Here is a 17,114-nt window from a genome sequence, read left to right on the forward strand (position 1 = left end):
CGTTTTTCATTAATTGAGGGCTACAGAACCAACCCAAAGACCGGAACAGCAAGCAGATAGACGGTGATGGTGATGAGCACGCAGCCGATCAGGTTGAGGCCGACACCGCCCTTGATCATGTCGCCGATCTTGACGTAGCCAGAGCCGTAGGCAATCGCGTTCGGCGGGGTTGCCACCGGCAGCATGAAGGCACAGGTTGCGGCCAGCGCCACCGGAATGGTGAGCAGTAGAACGTTGATGTCGCCATTTTCGGTCAGTCCGATACCCACGGCCACACCACCCATAATCGGCAGGAAGGTCGCAGCCGTCGCAGTGTTAGAGGTGATCTCCGTCAGGAAGAGCACAAGCAGAGCCACCGAACCGATGAGCAGGATGATGGGCAGGCCACCCAGCCCCTTGGCCATCTCACCAATCCATAGGGACAGACCAGACTTGTTGAACATCGAGGACAGGGACAGACCACCACCGAAGAGCAGGAGCACGTCCCAGGGCATCTCATTCGCGGTCTTCCAGTCCAGCAGGCGCACACCGGTCTTTGCATCAGCCGGGATGGTAAAGAGCAACAGGCCAGCGGCGATACCCACGATAGCGTCGTCGTAGTTCGATTCCTTGCCGGTGAAGAACGGGATAATCACCCAAGCCAGGGCAGCGCACAAGAAGATGATGCCCGTCATCACCTGCGGGCCGGTCCATGGGCCCAGCTTCTCAATCTCGGAATCGATGAGCTCACGGCCGCCAGGAATCTTGTCCATCTCCGGCTTGAACACGGTAATCAGCATGAACCAGGCAATGAACAGGAAGATGAATGCCAGCGGCATGCCCACCAACATCCATTTACCAAAGCCGAGGACGATTCCGTGGGTTTCCTTCATGTAGCCCATCAGCAGGGCGTTCGGTGGGGTACCGATGAGCGTGCCCAGCGAGCCAATCGACGCCGAGTAGGCAATACCCAGCATGAGGGCCGTAGCGAAATTCTTCTGGTTAGCCATGCCACCCACGGCATCAGCAGTAAGGGAAAGAACCGAAATACCAATCGGCAGCATGACCACTGCGGTAGCGGTGTTGGACACCCACATGGACAAGAAGCCGGTAGCCAGCATGAAGCCGAGAATCAACTGCTTGGGCGAGGTACCAACGACCTTCACCACAAACAACGCCATGCGACGGTGCAGGTTCCAGCGCTGCAGGGCCAACGCGATGAGGAAGCCACCCATGAACAAGAAAATGGTGGACGAGGCATAGGGCGCGCCCACATCCTTAATAGTGCCAACGCCGGCCAGCGGGAAGATGACCAGCGGTAAGAGTGCGGTGGCGGCCAGAGGGATGGCCTCCGTCATCCACCACACGCCCATGAGAATGGTCACGGCCGCTACGGCGCGCAGCGCGCTCTGGGTGTATTCCGTGTCATCCTTAGCACCGGGCGATTGCAGCACGGTGTCGACGGCGTTGCTCGGGAAAATAAACCACACGAGAGCAGCCAAAACGAGTCCGAGGATAAGGCCAATAGCCATGCGACGCCATTCGCGCGTATCAACGCCGTGGTCGTCTTCGCCCTCCGTGTGCGATGTTGAGACGTGAGTATGCGGGGTAGTCATCTGCCCCCTCCTTTTCCTGGTTAACCAGCCCCCCATTCAGCCGAGAGAGAGTTATAGGGATCGCCGAATGGGCCTACACGTTTAGGTTATCGAGGTCACAGACCGCCAACAAACACTTTCCGGTCATTACCCCCACTCAGGCCGCAGATTCACCCCTGTTCGCAAAATCTTTTGCAGATTAGCTGCAAAGAATGCTCACCAATGTGTGGGCAGTCCGCACACAATACCCTTCTTCCGCAGATCCCCAGACCTCGATCCCGCAACCTGCAGGTGGGCGTCGCCAAGCGCTTGCCGACGCCCCACCACCCACCAGGGTGTTTCGGGATCGAGCTCTGGGGGTTTGGCGCTACCAGACGGCGGCGAAGGCAACTGCCCCGAGGAGCATCGTGCCCAGCGCAACTGCGGCGAGCGCCGGAGCTCCGGGCAGGGCGGGCGATTGGGCTCGAGCCAGGATCTCGTCAGCATGGCGAAGCTTGGCGGTGGCCAACCACAGCACAACACCCACTACTACTCCAACAATCAGAGCCGCCCATGGCGCAACGGAACGAACGACCAGCAAACCCGCGATGAGGCCGGCTAGACCCGTGCGCTGCCAGGCTAAGCGGGTGCGCTCGGGTTGGAGGCCGGGATCAAAAAGCTCGCTCACGCTAGCAGCTCGCCCACCAGAATCATCAGGCCGATGATGATCACCACGCCAACAATCAACGCCAACGCCGGACTGGCCGGGAGCGGACGCCCATGGCGCATCGCGCGCTCGGAGGCACCCCAGTGAAACCACGCCACCGCCGGCAGGATGATGGCCACGAGCAGCATGATGACAGAGACGACGCGAGTCAGCGTGGTGTTCAGCGGCAGCTCGAAGGTCTCCAGAGCCACACCACCCGCGATAAAGGCCAACGACGTGCGGATCCACGCCAAAAAGGTGCGCTCATTAGCCATGCTGAAGCGCGGGTCGGGTTCCTCCCCTGTTCCATACACCGAGCCCGGAAAACGTGCCTTCGTCATACGCGCCACTGTAGTGCCCCACTCCTCGCTCCACAGTGCGAGGCACCCCAGACGCCGTGCCTAGGACTGCGAGAAGGCCTCCAGATCCGCGGGGCTACCGGCGACGACGATGAGGTCGCGGTGGGTGAGCTCGGTGCCGTCGACAAGCGGGCGCCATTGGCCGGGCCCCTCACAGCGTGAGATGAGCTGAACGTTGTGCTCTTCCCACACCTGGTGCAGGTTGAGCGGGCCCTTGCTTATCGACGCCGGCGGGGTCATCGCCGTCACGCCATAGTCGGTGGCGATCTCCGCAAAATCCTCGAAGCGCCCGCCCAACAGGTGCGCCACGCGGCGGCCCGTATCGCGCTCCGGGCGGATCACGTGGTGCACTCCCAGTTGGCGCAGGATACGGGCGTGCGCATCCGAATCGGCCTTGGCCCAGATATCGCTCACCCCGAGTTCCACGAGGTTGGAGGCCGTAAGGATGGAATCCTCCAGATCCGAACCGATGGCCACGACCACGCGCTCTACTTCATCAACGCCCAGCTGGCGGAGGGCCTCGGCGTCGGTCGTATCCGCGGTCACGGCCTCGGTGAGGTACGCAGCGTGTTCGCGCACGTGCTTCTCCTCGGCATCGATTCCGAGGACCTCCACTCCATGCTCCATCAGCTCGCGGGCCAGGGAAGAACCGAACCGCCCCATGCCAATGACAACAACCGGCGGAATATTGATGGAAGACTTTTCACGCCGCAGGGCGCTGAACATGTTAGCCAATGAACGGCCTTTCTTCGGGGAAGCGGTAGCGCAGGCTGATGGTCCGGGCGGCCAGTGCCGCCACGAAAGTGGTGGGGCCTACGCGGCCAACGTACATGATGAGGCACAGCATGAGCTGTGATGGTGCGGACAAACTTGCGGTAATACCCGTGGACAAACCCACGGTGGCGAAGGCGGACATGACTTCGAAAGTGACCTGGTCCGCGGTGAACTCAGGGTCCCAGATGCGCAGCGTCGCAACACCTACGGCAACGACGATCATTCCGGCGGCGGTCAGCGCGAGGGCCTGGCGGAAGGTGGACAACGGCAGGCGGCGGTGTCCGATGGAGGTGTCTTCCCGGCCCAAGAATTCCGAGATCATTGCCGCGCCCAGAACGCACGCTGTAGTGACCTTGATGCCGCCCGCCGTACCGGCGGAGCCGCCGCCAATGAACATCAAGATATCCGTGACCATCAGCGTCAATGGCTGCGCTTCCCCGTAGTCGATAGCGTTAAAACCTGCCGTTCGGGGCGAAGCGCTCATGAAGAAGGCGTTGATGAGCTTCTGGCCCAACGGCATCCCGTTCAGCACACCGGAGCCCTCAGAGAGGAAGAAAACAACGGTGCCACTAAGCAACAAAAACGCGGTGGCGCCCAGCGTCATCCGGGCGGTCATGGACATGCGGTGAATGCGCGGTGTACCACCACGCCAGCGCGTTAGCCGTGCGCGGGCCCGTCGCACGAACTCCGCCAGCATGGGATAGCCCAAGCCACCCGTAATCAGGGCGCAGGCGAGGGGCATCAGGATCCAAGCATCGGCGGCGAAAGAAACGACACTATCGGAATAGGTACTAAACCCAGCGTTGTTGAAGGCCGAAATAGCGTGGAAGATGCCTTCCCACACCGCGCGTCCTGGTGCTACTCCGTGTTTGGTGGCTAAACGCACGCCGATGAACACGGCAACGATGGCCTCGCAGATCAGAGTCATGACCAAGGTGAGCATCAAGGCATGTCGAATTCCGCCAGAGACCTCGGCGCGGCCCTCCGCAGCACTAGTTCTGCGGGCCTTGAAGCTGATGCGTCCGGTCAGAAGCATGCCCGATAACGACGCCAGGCTCATGATGCCGAGGCCGCCCAGCTGGATGAGCGCGATGATAACCGCTTGGCCGAAGGGCGTCCAATAGGTACCGGTGTCCTCCACTACGAGACCCGTCAAAGAAACCGCCGAGGTAGCCGTAAAAAACGCAGGCAAGAACGGAGTCCACTGCGGAACGTTGGCGGAAATCGGCAGCATCAGCAGCAGCGTTCCCAGGAGGATAAGCAGAATAAAGCCCGCGGCGGTGAGCCGAGCTGGGCCCAGGAAATGACCGCGTTTCACAGCGTTTCAGCTTACCGCTGGGTGCCGTTTCACGGGACCCCACTAACCTGTGAGTATCTCGAAAGTTTGATGTACATAACATCAGCGGCACCGCAAAGTAAGCGCTACATCAGCTTGGTCTTTTCCAAGGTCTCCACCCAGCCGTTGGTAAACTTCTCCAACGGTTTGTGGAAGACCACGCCCAACACGAGCATCGGTACGGCAAAGAGCAAGAGGGCGAACAGGGATAGCCAGAAATCACCGTGGTAGGTACCCGCGATGGCCGCGCGGAGTGCACGGATGGTGTAGGTCGCTGGCAACCAGGGGCTGATGTTCTGGAACCACTCCGGAAGCACCTGCAATGGGTAAGCACCGCCCGACGAGGACACCTGAATCACCAACATGAGCACTGCTAAGGCTTTACCGGCGTTGGCGAAGGAGACCACGAAGGTGTAGCAAATCAGCATAAAGATAAGTGAGCTAACCCAGCCCGCCAACAGCATGAGAATCGGGTGCGCAGGCTCGATACCTACGAAGAAGATGAGGCCCAAAATGAGCATCGTCGACTGCATGAGGCCGACTGCCGCGAAAATACCGAAGCGCCCGAAGAAGCGCTGCATCGGCGAATACTTGTCCTTATCCACAACATCCGTACGCACGCTCACTGCGGTCAGCAGCGCACCCACCCACAGCGCCAGGGCGGTGTACATGGGCGTCATGCCGGCGCCGAAGCTCTTGACCGGGTAGACCGCTTGCCTGTCGACGTCCACTGGGGCCGCAATCGCACGCGCCAAGGCGTCCGGATCTGAACCAATAAGGTCCGCGAGTTTCTTCAGATCCCCGGATTCCGCAGCGGAATCGATGTCCTTCTTTAGATCACCAAACTTGTTCGCCTTGTCCTGCAAGCCAGAGGCGAGCTTCTGTACCGCATCCCGAGCATCCGTCAAGGAAGAGGAATCAATGGTGACGGGAGTCTTCGCGGTATCCAGATCCGCGCTGACCTGGCCCAGGGAATCCTGCAGCGCGCGCAAGGATTCACGCAGGCCAGAGGTGGAGATCCCCTCCACTGCCTTCTTGGCATCATCGAGGCTGGAGAGATCCGGCTTCGTCGGTTCGGGAGCGTTGGCGGCGGCCGTAAGACGCGCGTGCAGGGCACGCTCGGCGTCGATAGCGTCCTCGATCCTGCTTAACGCTTTCTCCTTATCCCCTACGGGAATCGGGAGGACCTCAATGTGGCCGTGCAGGTTCTGGTACTGGGCAATCGTGCCTTCTACCTGGCCGGCCAAGGTATTGAGCGTGGCGACACGGTCGGCGCGGGAGGCGGAGGCGTCGTCGTAAAGCGCATCAATGCGTTGGCGTACCACGTCATAACTGGCGCTGGTGGCATCGAGGGATTGCTGCAGGGCGTCGGTGGAAACATTGAGTGAGGAAGACTGGATCTCCGGCAGCTCCAGGTCTGCCGAGTCCGCAATGCGCTGGGCGCTTTCCATGAGCGGAACCGCGGTATCCACCAGGCCCGCGAGGGAACGCGCGGTACGCGCGGCCATGTCCAGCTGGGTCTGCACACCATCCGCGCGCGCCTGCATCCGGTCCAACACAGCCTTGGTATCGCCCTGGCTCAAGAAGTCGGAGAGTGAGGTGACCAGATCGAAGGAGACGTCACCGACCGTCGTGGTGAAGGCCTCGGCCACCTGAGCCGACACGCCTTCTGCACCCTGACCAGTGATCTTCGGCGCCAGCGCATTCTTCTTCTCATTCGTATAGAAGGACAAGTCGGCGGGCTTGGATCCATCCGTGTAGAAGTTCATCATGTCGGTACTGAAATCTTCCGGCAGCACGATGGCTGCGTAATACTCACCGGACTTGGTACCTTCAATCGCCTCATCGGAAGTCGTCACAACCCAATCCAGCTGCTCGTTTGCACGTAGCTCATTGAGCACCTGGTCGCCGACGTTGATGGGCACCGGCAACAGATCGCTTTTATAGCCGGTGTCCTTGCTAGCCACCGCCACCTTGAGCTGGCTGGTGTTATCGAAGGGATCCCAGCTGGCCAGAACGTTAAACCAGGTGAACAGCATCGGGATAACGACGAGGCCCACGAGCATCACCGTGCTCATCACGTTGCGGCATGCGGTGCGCATGTCGTTGACGAAAAGATCGAGTGTTCCACGCATTAGTTATCCCCCTCCGTGGAGTCGGCCCCGATGCGAGCCGGATGTTTGATGTCATCCTCATCCAACGTCACCAGCTCTGCGGACTGCTTCAGACTGATGCGTAGGTAGTCCAGGGTGACCGCGGCGATAATGATGAGGAAGCACCATGCCGTCCAAATAGCCAGAAGCAGCGGCTTCTGGTCGGGCAAGAGACCCGAGACGACGATGAGGATCACCACTCCGATAACACCGGCGATGGCCACCAGCTTGAGCCAGTAGCCCCAGTCATGCGCGCGGCGGTCCAAATCTTTCTTCAGACCACTGCGGCTATCCAACGCCTGGATGACGTCCGCGATGCGGTAGCCGGAGCCGACAACCTGCACATTTTCATAGTCAAAGAGCTCGGTATCCCGCAGCTCGCGGTTAAAGATGACGTTGAAGTGCGCCAAAGCCTTACGCAGCAACAGGCCGAAGACGAAGAACAGAATGAACATGAAGGCGAGCACGCCCATGTTCTTGAAATAGTGGTTGCCGTAGAACCCACCGATGGTTTCACGCATGGCATCGATGCCGTACGTGAATGGCAGTAGTGGGTAGATGGTGTGGAAGAAGTTGGGCAACAGCTCAATCGGGTACAGGCCCGAAGCACCCGGAATCTGGATAATGACAAAGACCGCGCAGAGGCCGCGGCCGAGGTGCCCCAGCGACGTCGACAACCCATAGATAATGCTCAAGTAGGCCAGCCCCACGAGCACGCCCGTCAGGATGAAGGCAGGCGCGTTCACGGTCTGCACGCCGATGAGCAGGTCACCGACGGTCACCGTGATGGCCTGGATGATGACCATCAAGGCCATGAGGAGGAAGCGGCCTAGGTAGGCCTGGCCCACCGTGACGCGGTGGAATCCTTCCTTATCCACCTCGACCCGGAAGATAACCATGAGGACAAAGGCGCCGATCCACAGGGAGAGGTTGGTAAACAGCGCCGCCATGGCGGAGCCGTAGCTGTCCACCGGGTACACGGTTTCGGTCTTCAGCTCGATGGGCTCGGCAAAGAACTTACCGATTTCTTCCGCATCCAGCCCGGTGACATCTTGAACGACTTTGGAGTTCATCGCAGCACGCAGCGAACCCACATCACCCTGCATAGCGCGCAAACTGTCCTGTAGGGCAAGGAGGTTGGCATCGAAATCAGACAAGGTGTCCTTCGTGGCCCGCAGCTGCTGGGCCACACCATCTAGGAGACCGTCTGCCTCCTGCATGGTGCCCTTCTGGGCTTCCAGGGTGGAGCTCAAAGCACTCGCCGTGGAGCTCAGGCTGCTCATGGCGCGGTTGATCTCCGGCACGGCCGTCGTCACGGTATCGCGCAGCGTTTGCGAGGTGGCCTTAGTATCGGCCGCTGCCTGGTTGATGGCCTCCGCACTAGCCTGCACATTGTCCGCCGCGGTCTGAGTATCCTTGCTCAGCGCGCTGAGGTTTCCCACCAACTGGCGGTTGGATTCATTACCCTCATCAAGGCGCTGGATCGCGTCATCAATTTCCTTGGCCACCTGCGGTGAGAGCGTTGCGGAATCGCGCAGGGCTTTAAGCTGCGCAATCGATTCTGCGCTCGCGTCAATGGCAGTGTTCGCTCGCTGCGTGGCGTAATCGAAACGGTCACCGGCCTGGTTCAGGCCAGCTGTGACATCCGCAATGGATTCCTGCGCCTGGGCGGTACCGTCCGCCACCGCACTTGCGCCACTGACGAAGGCACCTGTGGTCTGGTCGGTGAAGTCACCGATGCCCCCTTGGGCCTGCTCGACTAGGGAGGAGACCTCGGCGAGGGCTGTTTGGGCGTCGCCCAGCGCAGCACTCACATTGGCCACCGTAGACTTAGCTCCCAACGTGGAATCAGCAGCGGCGTCAAGCTTTCCCTGGATCCGCGCAAGGTTCTCGCGGTTGCCGTCAATCTCCTGCGCGGTCTCCCCGAACGCGGAGCTGGTGTTGTTCATCGCGCGCGTGATTTTTCGCTCGAAGTCGGTACCGGTGTCCTTAACATTTTCCGCCGCAACCGTGGCCACCTGCTCCTTGAAGGCTGCCGTAATCTGCTTGTCCAGACCTTTGGCACCGGTATCCGTGATCTTCACGGCGATGGCGTTGTTCTTCTCGTTGACGCGGTAAACCAGTTGCGGCTGCGTGAACTTCCCGTCGAGCATGCTCACGAGGTTCTCGCTAAAGTCCTCAGGAATCGTCACCGAGGCATACACGTCCCCCTCTAAAAGGGCTTTCTCGGCTTCGTCGCGCTCAAGGAATTGCCAGCCTAGCTGGTCATTCTTTTTCAGCTTTTCAATGACCTCGCTGCCGACATCAATGTCCCCAGTGAGCTCGTTGTTTGCACCCTTGTCCTCGTTGACCACGGCCACCTTAATGTTGTTGGTATGGCCATAAGGGTCACGAAAAGCCGCGATGTTCACCCATGAATACAACGCGGGGGTGATGATGAGTCCGATGAGGATGATCCACGCCCTGGGGACGCGGCCAAGCCTGGCTACATCCCTGATAAAAATCTTCCAACTTTGGCGCACTGAAGGGAGCATACCCGTTGAAAGTCCAAATCTCTAGCCTGCCGAAAGTCATAAAGTAATTTCCATGATTAACAATTAAAGATTGATATGGTTTGGCGAATCAAACCCCACCCCACACTCCGCCCACTTGTATTGACAAACAAAATTCTCGACACCCGAAAACCTCAATCCACCCCAGCGCTACAATCGGCGGCCATGATTGAAGTCGCAGCCGTCGTCATCCGCAACCCGCAAGGCCGCGTGCTCACCGTGCGCAAGAAATCCTCAACCAAGTATCAACTGCCCGGCGGCAAGCCTGAGGCGGGCGAAGCGCTTGTCGACGCCGCCCTGCGCGAAGTCGCCGAAGAAGTAGGCCTCACCCTCGACGCCGAGAGCCTCAACAAACTCGGCACCTTCGACGCTCCCGCCGCCAACGAACCAGGCGAGGTCGTCGTCGGCACCATCTTCACCTACACCCGCACCGTCACCGCCGACGAACCCCATGCGGCCGCCGAAATCGGCGACACCGCCTGGGTCGACCCAGCAGCCCCCGACCGCGAGCTTGCGCACCTGTTACGCGATCGCGTCTTCCCCGCGCTGGCCTAGCGCCACCTGTCAACACTTCGGCGTCATTGACCCCGAAATCATCAAGAGCTACCCTTTTGAACATGTTCACTGAACACGTTCACTCATCACGCTCGGCCGCCAAAGCTGGCACCGACAGCAAGGTCCTAGCCACCGCCTATGAGCTCTTCCTCACTCAGGGCTACGCCACCACCAGCATCCGGAGCATCGCATCCGAAGCTGGTGTCAGCGTGGGAACCGTCATGGGAGTCGGCGACAAACAAACGCTGCTCATCCACACCATTGGCCAACACATTTCAGAACTCCACGACGACATCCGGGGACAATCCGATAGTCTCCTCGACGTCCTCAGGCCTTTCCTGCAGATGTTCACCGGCCACGAAGAACTCTCCCGCGCGTTCGGCGCGGCACTCATCCAACAAGGCAACCAAGGTCAGGCACTCACCGCGCTCAAAACGCTCCTGACAGATGAAATCACCCTGCGCCTTGGCTCCAGAATCAACAGCGACGATGCGGCCGAGTACTCCAACCTGCTGTACAACGTCTACCTCGGCTTACTCATCGGCTGGGCCGCCGGAATCTACGACACCGAGCACCTCACATCCCAAGCCGCCTCATCCATCGAACGCCTCAACACCGCATTCGGAGTAAGCCAATGATCCTAGAATCCTCCCCCGCTTGGCCCTCCCTACTACTGGCTGCCATCCTGCTTGGCGACGCCGCCCTCTCCCTCAAACCCGTCCCCTTCATCGAAGCCTGCCTCAGCGGCGTCAAACTCCCCAAGGACTGGTGGTGGGCGCTCATTGTCATCAAGTGCCTCGCCGCCGTAGGACTCATTGCCGGCCTCTGGTTCCCCGGCGTAGGAATCGCAGCCATGGTTGGCGTCATCGCCTATTTCTGCGCGGCCGCAGCAGCCCATGTCCGCGCCCACTTCCTCGGCAGCGCATTCTGGATCAACTGCTTAGGCATGCTCGCGCTCTCAACCGGTGTATTGGTCCTGACGCTAGTGCTGAATTAGGAGACCAATAATTCTTCGGAACCACCCTGCCCCATTTCGCTATCAAGCACATTCGCCCGATATTTACTTCTTTTTCATCCCCCATCTCACTATGCCGTTCGTTGCTTCGGGAAGTGGCTGCGGGGAATAGCACTCATGAATTTTGGAAAGAACAAAATATTCAGAGAAAGGGATCTGTTCACAGTGAACTTCACCTTTTGAATCCCACGCGAAAGCGTTCAAGTCATGCCAGGCCTTGAATTGTCGCTGCAGACAATCGAAACCGTTAATTCCGAAGAAACTACACAGCTCGGCAATAGTAAATTCAGCTACAACGCTTTCTTCATGCAGCATAATTCGGACAAAGTTCTCATCGGGATCGATGTTCGTGTTACTTTCCACATCCCAAATTGGCCCGTTTAGTAACTCCATGACGCTCCCAGCCAGCACAGATTAAGCTCAGTGCCTTCATTCTAAGTTCTCGGCTCACGGACTGCCGTCATACGAAGGAACTGAAAACGTAGAATCCCGAGCCACCGGTGAAACGATAACTCGGGTTCTGTAGTTTGCGGAGACGAGAGGATTTGAACCTCCGGACCTACGCAAGTAAGTCAACTCCTTAGCAGGGAGCCCCATTCGGCCGCTCTGGCACGTCTCCAGCGATTCGTAATGAATCGCTCATCACTCTACCTGAGCGCTTCCCCTATGGACAAAATGGGGCTTCCCTATTCTTTCCCTGAAGCACCGCATGCAGCTTGAGGGCAACGTAAAGAGCCGCGCAACGCCAGCCATCATCCAGCACGCCGGGCCCGAGAATCTCACGCACGCGGTCTAGGCGGTAATGCAGAGTAGCGCGGTGAATGTAGAGCGCATTAGCGGTCGCAGAGACGTTGCGGGAATGCTCAAAATAGGTCAGCAGGGTGTGCCAGTAGGAGTTGCGGGGGACGTCGAGAAGCACTGCGGCATCGGGGCTCATTTCCACCACCGTTGCTGGGGTCAGCTCCCACCCACGCAGCAGCCGCCACGCGCCGGCCTCCTCCCAGCGCAACGAATCCTGGCCACAGAGCTTGGCCACATCCGCCATGAGCCGCGCCTGCGGGCCCGTCGGCGCCGAGCCACGCGCCACTACCTCAGCGCCGGCGACGAGCGCAGCACTCTGTAGCTCCTCCATGAGAGCCTCGGTGTCCTTGTCGTCGCGGCGGCACTCGACAAGCACGAGGGAATCGTGGGAATCCGCGACCAAGAAAGGACGGCGCACCAACGGGCGGGCAAGCTCCACGGCTACCGCGCGCTGATCGCCCTCCACCAGCACGCGATGCACGGTCAACTCACCATCGTTGGGCAGGAGATCGCGCTCCCGCGCACCCGCCAGCGCAGCCGGGTCACCGGTGAGGACCTCGCGGGCCAACTCGCCGAGCTGTTGGGCGCGGGCGGCGAGGGGAGCATCGCGTTCGTCGATAAGTCTGGCCAGGGGCGCAAGCAATGAATCCAGGCGAGCCAAGGGGGCATCACCCAGCGCGGGCTCATCAATAATCCACAGGTAACCCACCAGCCCGTCCTCGTGACGCAGGGGGATGACCACGCGAGGCAGCATGTCATAGCGCGGATTAGCGGGCAGACGCACCGGTAGGGTCGCCTCCTGAATACCGAAGCTCAGCATCCACGGGATGGGCTCCGGGGGCGGGGTGCGGTTGAGAATGGAAGCCGCGCGGTTCTTATCGATGGCACCAATCTGCGCACTAGCGGCAATCACCGCGATGGAGGGGGTAGTCACCTCAACGGAGCGCTGCAGGATCTTGGCGCATTCGTCGACGATATCTTGGATGCTCGTCAGCTGCGGGGGTGTCACTTTTGACATATGTCAAAGATACTTACGAATATTGTCTGATGACAAACAAAACTGTGGTGCGCCATAATCTCCTACAGTTCAATGACTCACGTCACAGATATACGTTCACGAAGGGCGTCTACATGACCACAACCAACAATTCCGTCAAGGCACAGGACGTTGTCGCCAGCGACAACACCAGTGCAGACGACGGCCTGCAGCGCGGCATGAAGTCGCGCCACCTGCAGATGATCGCCTTCGGCTCGTGCATCGGCACGGGCCTCTTCTTGGGCTCCGGCGCCTCCATCCAGGAGGCTGGCCCAGGTGTTATCGCCGCCTATGCCATCGGCGGCTTCATCATCTTCCTCATCATGCGCATGCTCGGTGAGATGGCCGTGGAGCACCCCGTCGCCGGCTCTTTCAGCGCGTATGCCCGCGAGTACATCGGCCCCATCGCTGGCTTCGTCACCGGCTGGAACTGGTGGTTTACCACCATCGTCGTGGGCATGGTGGAGCTCACCGCTGCCGGAACCATCATGGACTTCTGGTTCCCCGGAATCCCACACTGGCTGACCGCTCTCGTCGCTCTCGTCATCGTCACCGCCATCAATTTGGTGCACGTCGGCGCCTTCGCCGAGGCGGAGTTCTGGCTCTCCCTCATCAAGGTCGCCGCGCTCATCCTCATGATCGTCGTCGGTGCGGCCATCGTCTTCGGCCTTACCCCGGAGCCGGCCCTGGGCTTGAGCAATATCACTGATCACGGCGGCTTCTTTCCGAATGGTATCGCCGGTGTGCTCTTCTCCCTCGTCGCGGTGATTTTCTCCTTCGGTGGCATCATCTCCATCGGCACCGCCGCGGGCGAGGCGCAAGATCCCGCCAAGAGCCTGCCCAAGGCCATCAACAACGTGATCTGGCGCATCCTCATCTTCTACGTCGGCGGCATCGGCATCATCGTGCTGCTCGCTCCATGGAACGAACTCGATACGTCTACCTCGCCCTTCGTGCGCGCGCTGAGCACCCTGGGCATTACGGCCGCCGCCACGGGCCTCAACCTCATCGTGCTGGTCGCGGCCGTCTCCGTGTTCAACACCATGACCTTCTCTGGTGCGCGTATGCTGCGGGATCTCTCCCGCGGCGGCCAAGCTCCTCCCTTCTTTGATTCCGTCAGCGCCAAGGGCGTGCCGATTCGCGCCTTGCTCTTCAACTCCCTACTCATGGGCTCGGCGGTGCTGCTCAACTTCCTCTTCGAGGGAAAGATCCTGCTAGTTCTCCTCGCCATCATCGTGGGCGCGGAGCTCATCTCCTGGTCCGCCATTGCCGTAGCACACCTGAACTTCCGCAAGCGCTGCCCGGATGCTGCTTTCCGCGCACCGCTCTACCCCATTGCCAACTACCTGTGCTTGGCCTTCTTCGCTCTCGTCATCGTTTTGATGTTCATGCTGCCCGACTACCGCACCGGCGCCATTGTCCTACCCTGTTGGATTGTGACCTTGGCCCTCATCTGGCTGGGCAAGAAGCGCCACGACGCCCGCACGCAGTAACTAATGAAGAAAAGGATTTCCCGCCATGCAGACCACCATTGGTGATTTCATCCTGGACCGCCTCAAGGCCATCGGCATTACCGAAATCATCGGCGTACCCGGTGACTTCAACCTAAGCTTCCTCGAGCAGATTGAGGCCTCCGAAGGCATCCGCTTCGTCGGCGCCTGCAACGAGCTCAACGCCGCCTATGCCGCCGATGGCTACGCTCGCCAACGCGGCGTAGGCTGCCTGCTCACCACCTATGGCGTGGGCGAGCTTTCCGCGCTCAACGGCATCGCTGGTGCCCGCGCCGAGCATGTCCCGCTGGTGTCGCTGGCAGGCGCGCCGCCGCAGTATGCGACTGAATTTCGCTGGAACCTGCACCACTCGCTTGCCGACGGCGACTTTGCCAACATGCTGGATTCCTTCGCACCCTTCACCGAAGTGGCCACGCGTGTGTCCCCCATGAACGTGGTCGAGGAATTCGACCGCGCCCTGCACACCTGCCTGCGCGAAAAGCGCCCGGTGCACATCCAGATTCCTTCCGATATCACTCACCTGACCATCGAGGTCCCCGACGAGCCATTCTCCACCGAGCTCGCCCCCTCCGATCCGGAGCGCCTTAACGCCGCTGCGGACTACGTGCTGGAGCACCTCGCGAAGGCCAAGGACCCGATCATCCTCATCGATCAGGACACCAACCGCCACGGTTTTACGGAGAAGCTCCGCGCCATCATCGACAAGGCCCAGCTGCCCTACTCCCAGCTCTCCTCCGGCAAGGCCATCCTGTCCGAGCGCCACCCGCTGTTCATCGGCACCTATAACGGCGCAGCATCGGCGCCGGGTGTGCAGGAGCGCATCGAAAAGTCCGACTTCCTGGTCACCACGAACCCACGCTTCATCGAGGTCAACTCCGGTTCCTTCACCCACAACCTGGCGGATGCCCGCGTCTACAACTTCGGCGACCAGCACGTCAACGCCGACGGTGAGTTCTTCGTGGGCATCAATACGCTGGAGCTTCTCGACGTCCTCCTCGACCGCATCCCGGAAGCCGAGACGTCGCCAAGCGCGGCCTTCGAGCCCGAGCCCTTCGAGCCGAACCCGGATGCCCCGCTGACCCAGGAGCGCATCTGGCCGCAGATGCTCGGCTTCATCCAGGACGATGATGTGGTCATCGCCGAAGCCGGCACCTCCAATATCGGGTTGGGCCAGCAGCGCATGCCCGAGGGCGTGCAGTACATCAACTCCACCATCTGGGGTTCCATCGGCTTTACACTGCCGTGCGTGCTCGGCTCGCAGTTGGCTAACCCGGAGCGCCGCCACGTCCTCTTCATCGGTGATGGCTCCTTCCAGCTCACCGCGCAGGAGCTGTCCACCATCCTGCGCCAGGACCTCAAGCCCATCATCGTGCTGGTGAACAACGATGGCTACACCATCGAGCGCTTCATCCTGGGCATGGAGCGCGAGTACAACGAAATCCAGATGTGGGACTACACCGCACTGCCTAAGGCCTTCATGAAGGACACCACGATGGAGTCCTACGTGGCCTCGACCGAGGGCGAGCTGGCGCAGGCCTTGGAGGACATCGCCGCTCATCCGGAGCGCGGTGCCTTCCTTGAGGTGCGCCTCGATCCTTTCGACGCGCCGAAGGGACTTCAGGCCTTCGGGCCGCAGACCGCTGACTTCGACTTCGGGCCTCGTGGCCCCCGCAACGCCTAAGGTGGAGAACATGATTCGACCAGACCTTTCCTCCCTACCTGCCTACGTTCCCGGAAAGAACGCCGAGCACGCCTTGAAGCTCTCCTCCAATGAGGCAACTCAGGAGCCGCTGCCCGGCGCGCTGAAGGCCATGGAGGTAGCTGCCGCCCACGTCAACCGCTACCCGGATATGGGCGCGGTGGAAATCCGCAAGGCGCTGGCGGAAAACCTTGGCGTCGCTCCGGAGCAGGTCACTACCGGTGCAGGTTCCTCCGCCATCTGCCAGCAGCTGGTGCAGATCACCTCGGTGCCCGGTGATGAGATTGTCTTCCCGTGGCGCTCCTTCGAGGCTTATCCCATCTTCGCGCAGGTCGTGGGCGCTACCCCGGTCAAGGTCCCGCTCACCGCGGATCACCGCGTGGACTTGGAGGCCATGGCGGCTGCCATCACGGACAAGACCCGCCTGATCTTCGTGTGCAACCCGAATAACCCCACCGGCTCCATCATCACCAAGGAGGAGTTCGACGCTTTCCTGGCCAAGGTCCCGAAGGACGTCATCGTGGCGCTCGATGAGGCTTACATCGAGTACAACCGCAACGACGCCGTCCCGCTGGCCACCGACTATGTCCACACCCACGACAACATCATTGGCCTGCGCACCTTCTCCAAGGCCTATGGCCTGGCCGGTGTCCGCTTAGGCTATGCCTTCGGCAACGCCGAGATCATCGAGGCGCTGAGCAAGGTGTCCATCCCGTTCTCCGTGAACTCCATCGCGCAGGCAGGTGCTGTGGCTTCGTTGGCCGCCCAGAAGGAGCTGCGTGAGCGCACCGACGAAACCGTGGAGCAGCGTGACCGCCTGGTGGAGCACTTCGCGGACTTTGGCGTACCGGAATCCCAGGCCAACCACATCTGGTTCGCGGCAGACACCATTGCGAAGCTGGGCTCCCCGCAGGACGTTGCTGCACAGCTTGCCGACAATGACGTTCTCGTCCGCGCTTTTCCCGAGGGCGTGCGCGTAACCGTGACCACAGCTGAGGAAACCGACGTCCTGCTTAAGGCGTGGGACGCTGCCTTCGCTGCAGAGGAGTAGTTTTCGCGCTAGA

General features: G+C 60.4%; 15 protein-coding genes and 1 tRNA gene. 6 read left to right on the plus strand and 10 right to left on the minus strand.

Annotated features, from left to right (window positions below):
• Nucleotides 1-20: 20 nt before the first annotated feature.
• The 7 genes from I6J72_RS10720 to I6J72_RS10750 form a co-directional block, all read right to left on the minus strand.
• A complete protein-coding gene (locus I6J72_RS10720; protein ID WP_204099165.1) occupies nt 21-1,595 on the minus strand; it encodes a DASS family sodium-coupled anion symporter in 1,575 nt (524 codons plus the stop codon).
• 346 nt (nt 1,596-1,941) lie between these two features.
• A complete protein-coding gene (locus I6J72_RS10725; protein ID WP_039673157.1) occupies nt 1,942-2,241 on the minus strand; it encodes a DUF202 domain-containing protein in 300 nt (99 codons plus the stop codon).
• Entirely contained in the window at nt 2,238-2,600 is a 363-nt protein-coding gene (locus I6J72_RS10730; protein ID WP_070670822.1) for a YidH family protein, read from the minus strand. Before I6J72_RS10730 ends, I6J72_RS10725 begins: the two co-directional genes overlap by 4 nt.
• Before the next feature lie 60 nt (nt 2,601-2,660).
• Nucleotides 2,661-3,344: a TrkA family potassium uptake protein gene (locus I6J72_RS10735; protein ID WP_039673153.1), complete on the minus strand. Its 684-nt coding sequence runs from the start codon at nt 3,342-3,344 to the stop codon at nt 2,661-2,663.
• 1 nt (nt 3,345) lies between these two features.
• On the minus strand, nt 3,346-4,710 hold the full coding sequence (locus I6J72_RS10740; protein WP_204099166.1) for a TrkH family potassium uptake protein: 1,365 nt from the start codon (nt 4,708-4,710) through the stop codon (nt 3,346-3,348).
• A gap of 104 nt (nt 4,711-4,814) precedes the next feature.
• Entirely contained in the window at nt 4,815-6,863 is a 2,049-nt protein-coding gene (locus I6J72_RS10745; protein ID WP_204099167.1) for a YhgE/Pip domain-containing protein, read from the minus strand.
• A complete protein-coding gene (locus I6J72_RS10750) occupies nt 6,863-9,403 on the minus strand; it encodes a YhgE/Pip domain-containing protein (RefSeq protein WP_204099168.1) in 2,541 nt (846 codons plus the stop codon). The genes I6J72_RS10745 and I6J72_RS10750 overlap by 1 nt, the downstream gene beginning before the upstream one ends.
• 195 nt (nt 9,404-9,598) lie before the next feature.
• Here I6J72_RS10750 and I6J72_RS10755 point away from each other — a divergent pair, with 195 nt between their 5' ends.
• The 3 genes from I6J72_RS10755 to I6J72_RS10765 all read left to right on the plus strand — a co-directional run bounded on the left by I6J72_RS10755 (nt 9,599) and on the right by I6J72_RS10765 (nt 10,985).
• The gene (locus I6J72_RS10755) at nt 9,599-9,988 is read left to right on the plus strand and encodes an NUDIX domain-containing protein (protein ID WP_204099169.1); all 390 of its coding nucleotides are present in this window, start codon (nt 9,599-9,601) and stop codon (nt 9,986-9,988) included.
• Between the two features lie 62 nt (nt 9,989-10,050).
• Nucleotides 10,051-10,626, plus strand: a complete 576-nt coding sequence (locus I6J72_RS10760; RefSeq protein WP_204099170.1) for a TetR/AcrR family transcriptional regulator — start codon at nt 10,051-10,053, stop codon at nt 10,624-10,626.
• Nucleotides 10,623-10,985 carry a DoxX family protein gene (locus tag I6J72_RS10765; protein WP_204099171.1) on the plus strand — a complete coding sequence of 121 codons (363 nt, stop codon included), beginning with the start codon at nt 10,623-10,625 and terminating at the stop codon, nt 10,983-10,985. The genes I6J72_RS10760 and I6J72_RS10765 overlap by 4 nt, the downstream gene beginning before the upstream one ends.
• Nucleotides 10,986-11,048: 63 nt before the next feature.
• Here I6J72_RS10765 and I6J72_RS10770 read toward each other — a convergent pair whose 3' ends face one another.
• From I6J72_RS10770 to I6J72_RS10780, 3 genes are all read right to left on the minus strand, one after another.
• The gene (locus I6J72_RS10770) at nt 11,049-11,396 is read right to left on the minus strand and encodes a hypothetical protein (protein ID WP_039673140.1); all 348 of its coding nucleotides are present in this window, start codon (nt 11,394-11,396) and stop codon (nt 11,049-11,051) included.
• Between the two features lie 137 nt (nt 11,397-11,533).
• Nucleotides 11,534-11,622: transfer RNA gene (locus tag I6J72_RS10775), tRNA-Ser, on the minus strand.
• 45 nt (nt 11,623-11,667) lie between these two features.
• Nucleotides 11,668-12,822, minus strand: coding sequence for a CdaR family transcriptional regulator (locus I6J72_RS10780; protein WP_204099172.1), 1,155 nt, complete (start codon nt 12,820-12,822; stop codon nt 11,668-11,670).
• A gap of 113 nt (nt 12,823-12,935) precedes the next feature.
• Here I6J72_RS10780 and I6J72_RS10785 point away from each other — a divergent pair, with 113 nt between their 5' ends.
• The 3 genes from I6J72_RS10785 to hisC are packed head-to-tail and all read left to right on the plus strand — an operon-like array spanning nt 12,936 to nt 17,101.
• Nucleotides 12,936-14,333, plus strand: coding sequence for an amino acid permease (locus I6J72_RS10785; RefSeq protein WP_204099173.1), 1,398 nt, complete (start codon nt 12,936-12,938; stop codon nt 14,331-14,333).
• Between the two features lie 25 nt (nt 14,334-14,358).
• Nucleotides 14,359-16,032, plus strand: a complete 1,674-nt coding sequence (locus I6J72_RS10790) for an alpha-keto acid decarboxylase family protein (RefSeq protein WP_204099174.1) — start codon at nt 14,359-14,361, stop codon at nt 16,030-16,032.
• Between the two features lie 10 nt (nt 16,033-16,042).
• Nucleotides 16,043-17,101, plus strand: a complete 1,059-nt coding sequence (hisC, locus tag I6J72_RS10795; RefSeq protein ID WP_204099175.1) for a histidinol-phosphate transaminase — start codon at nt 16,043-16,045, stop codon at nt 17,099-17,101.
• Nucleotides 17,102-17,114: the final 13 nt, after the last annotated feature.

This window comes from Corynebacterium sp. FDAARGOS 1242, from assembly GCF_016889985.1.
Classification (GTDB): Bacteria; Actinomycetota; Actinomycetes; order Mycobacteriales; family Mycobacteriaceae; genus Corynebacterium; species Corynebacterium minutissimum_B.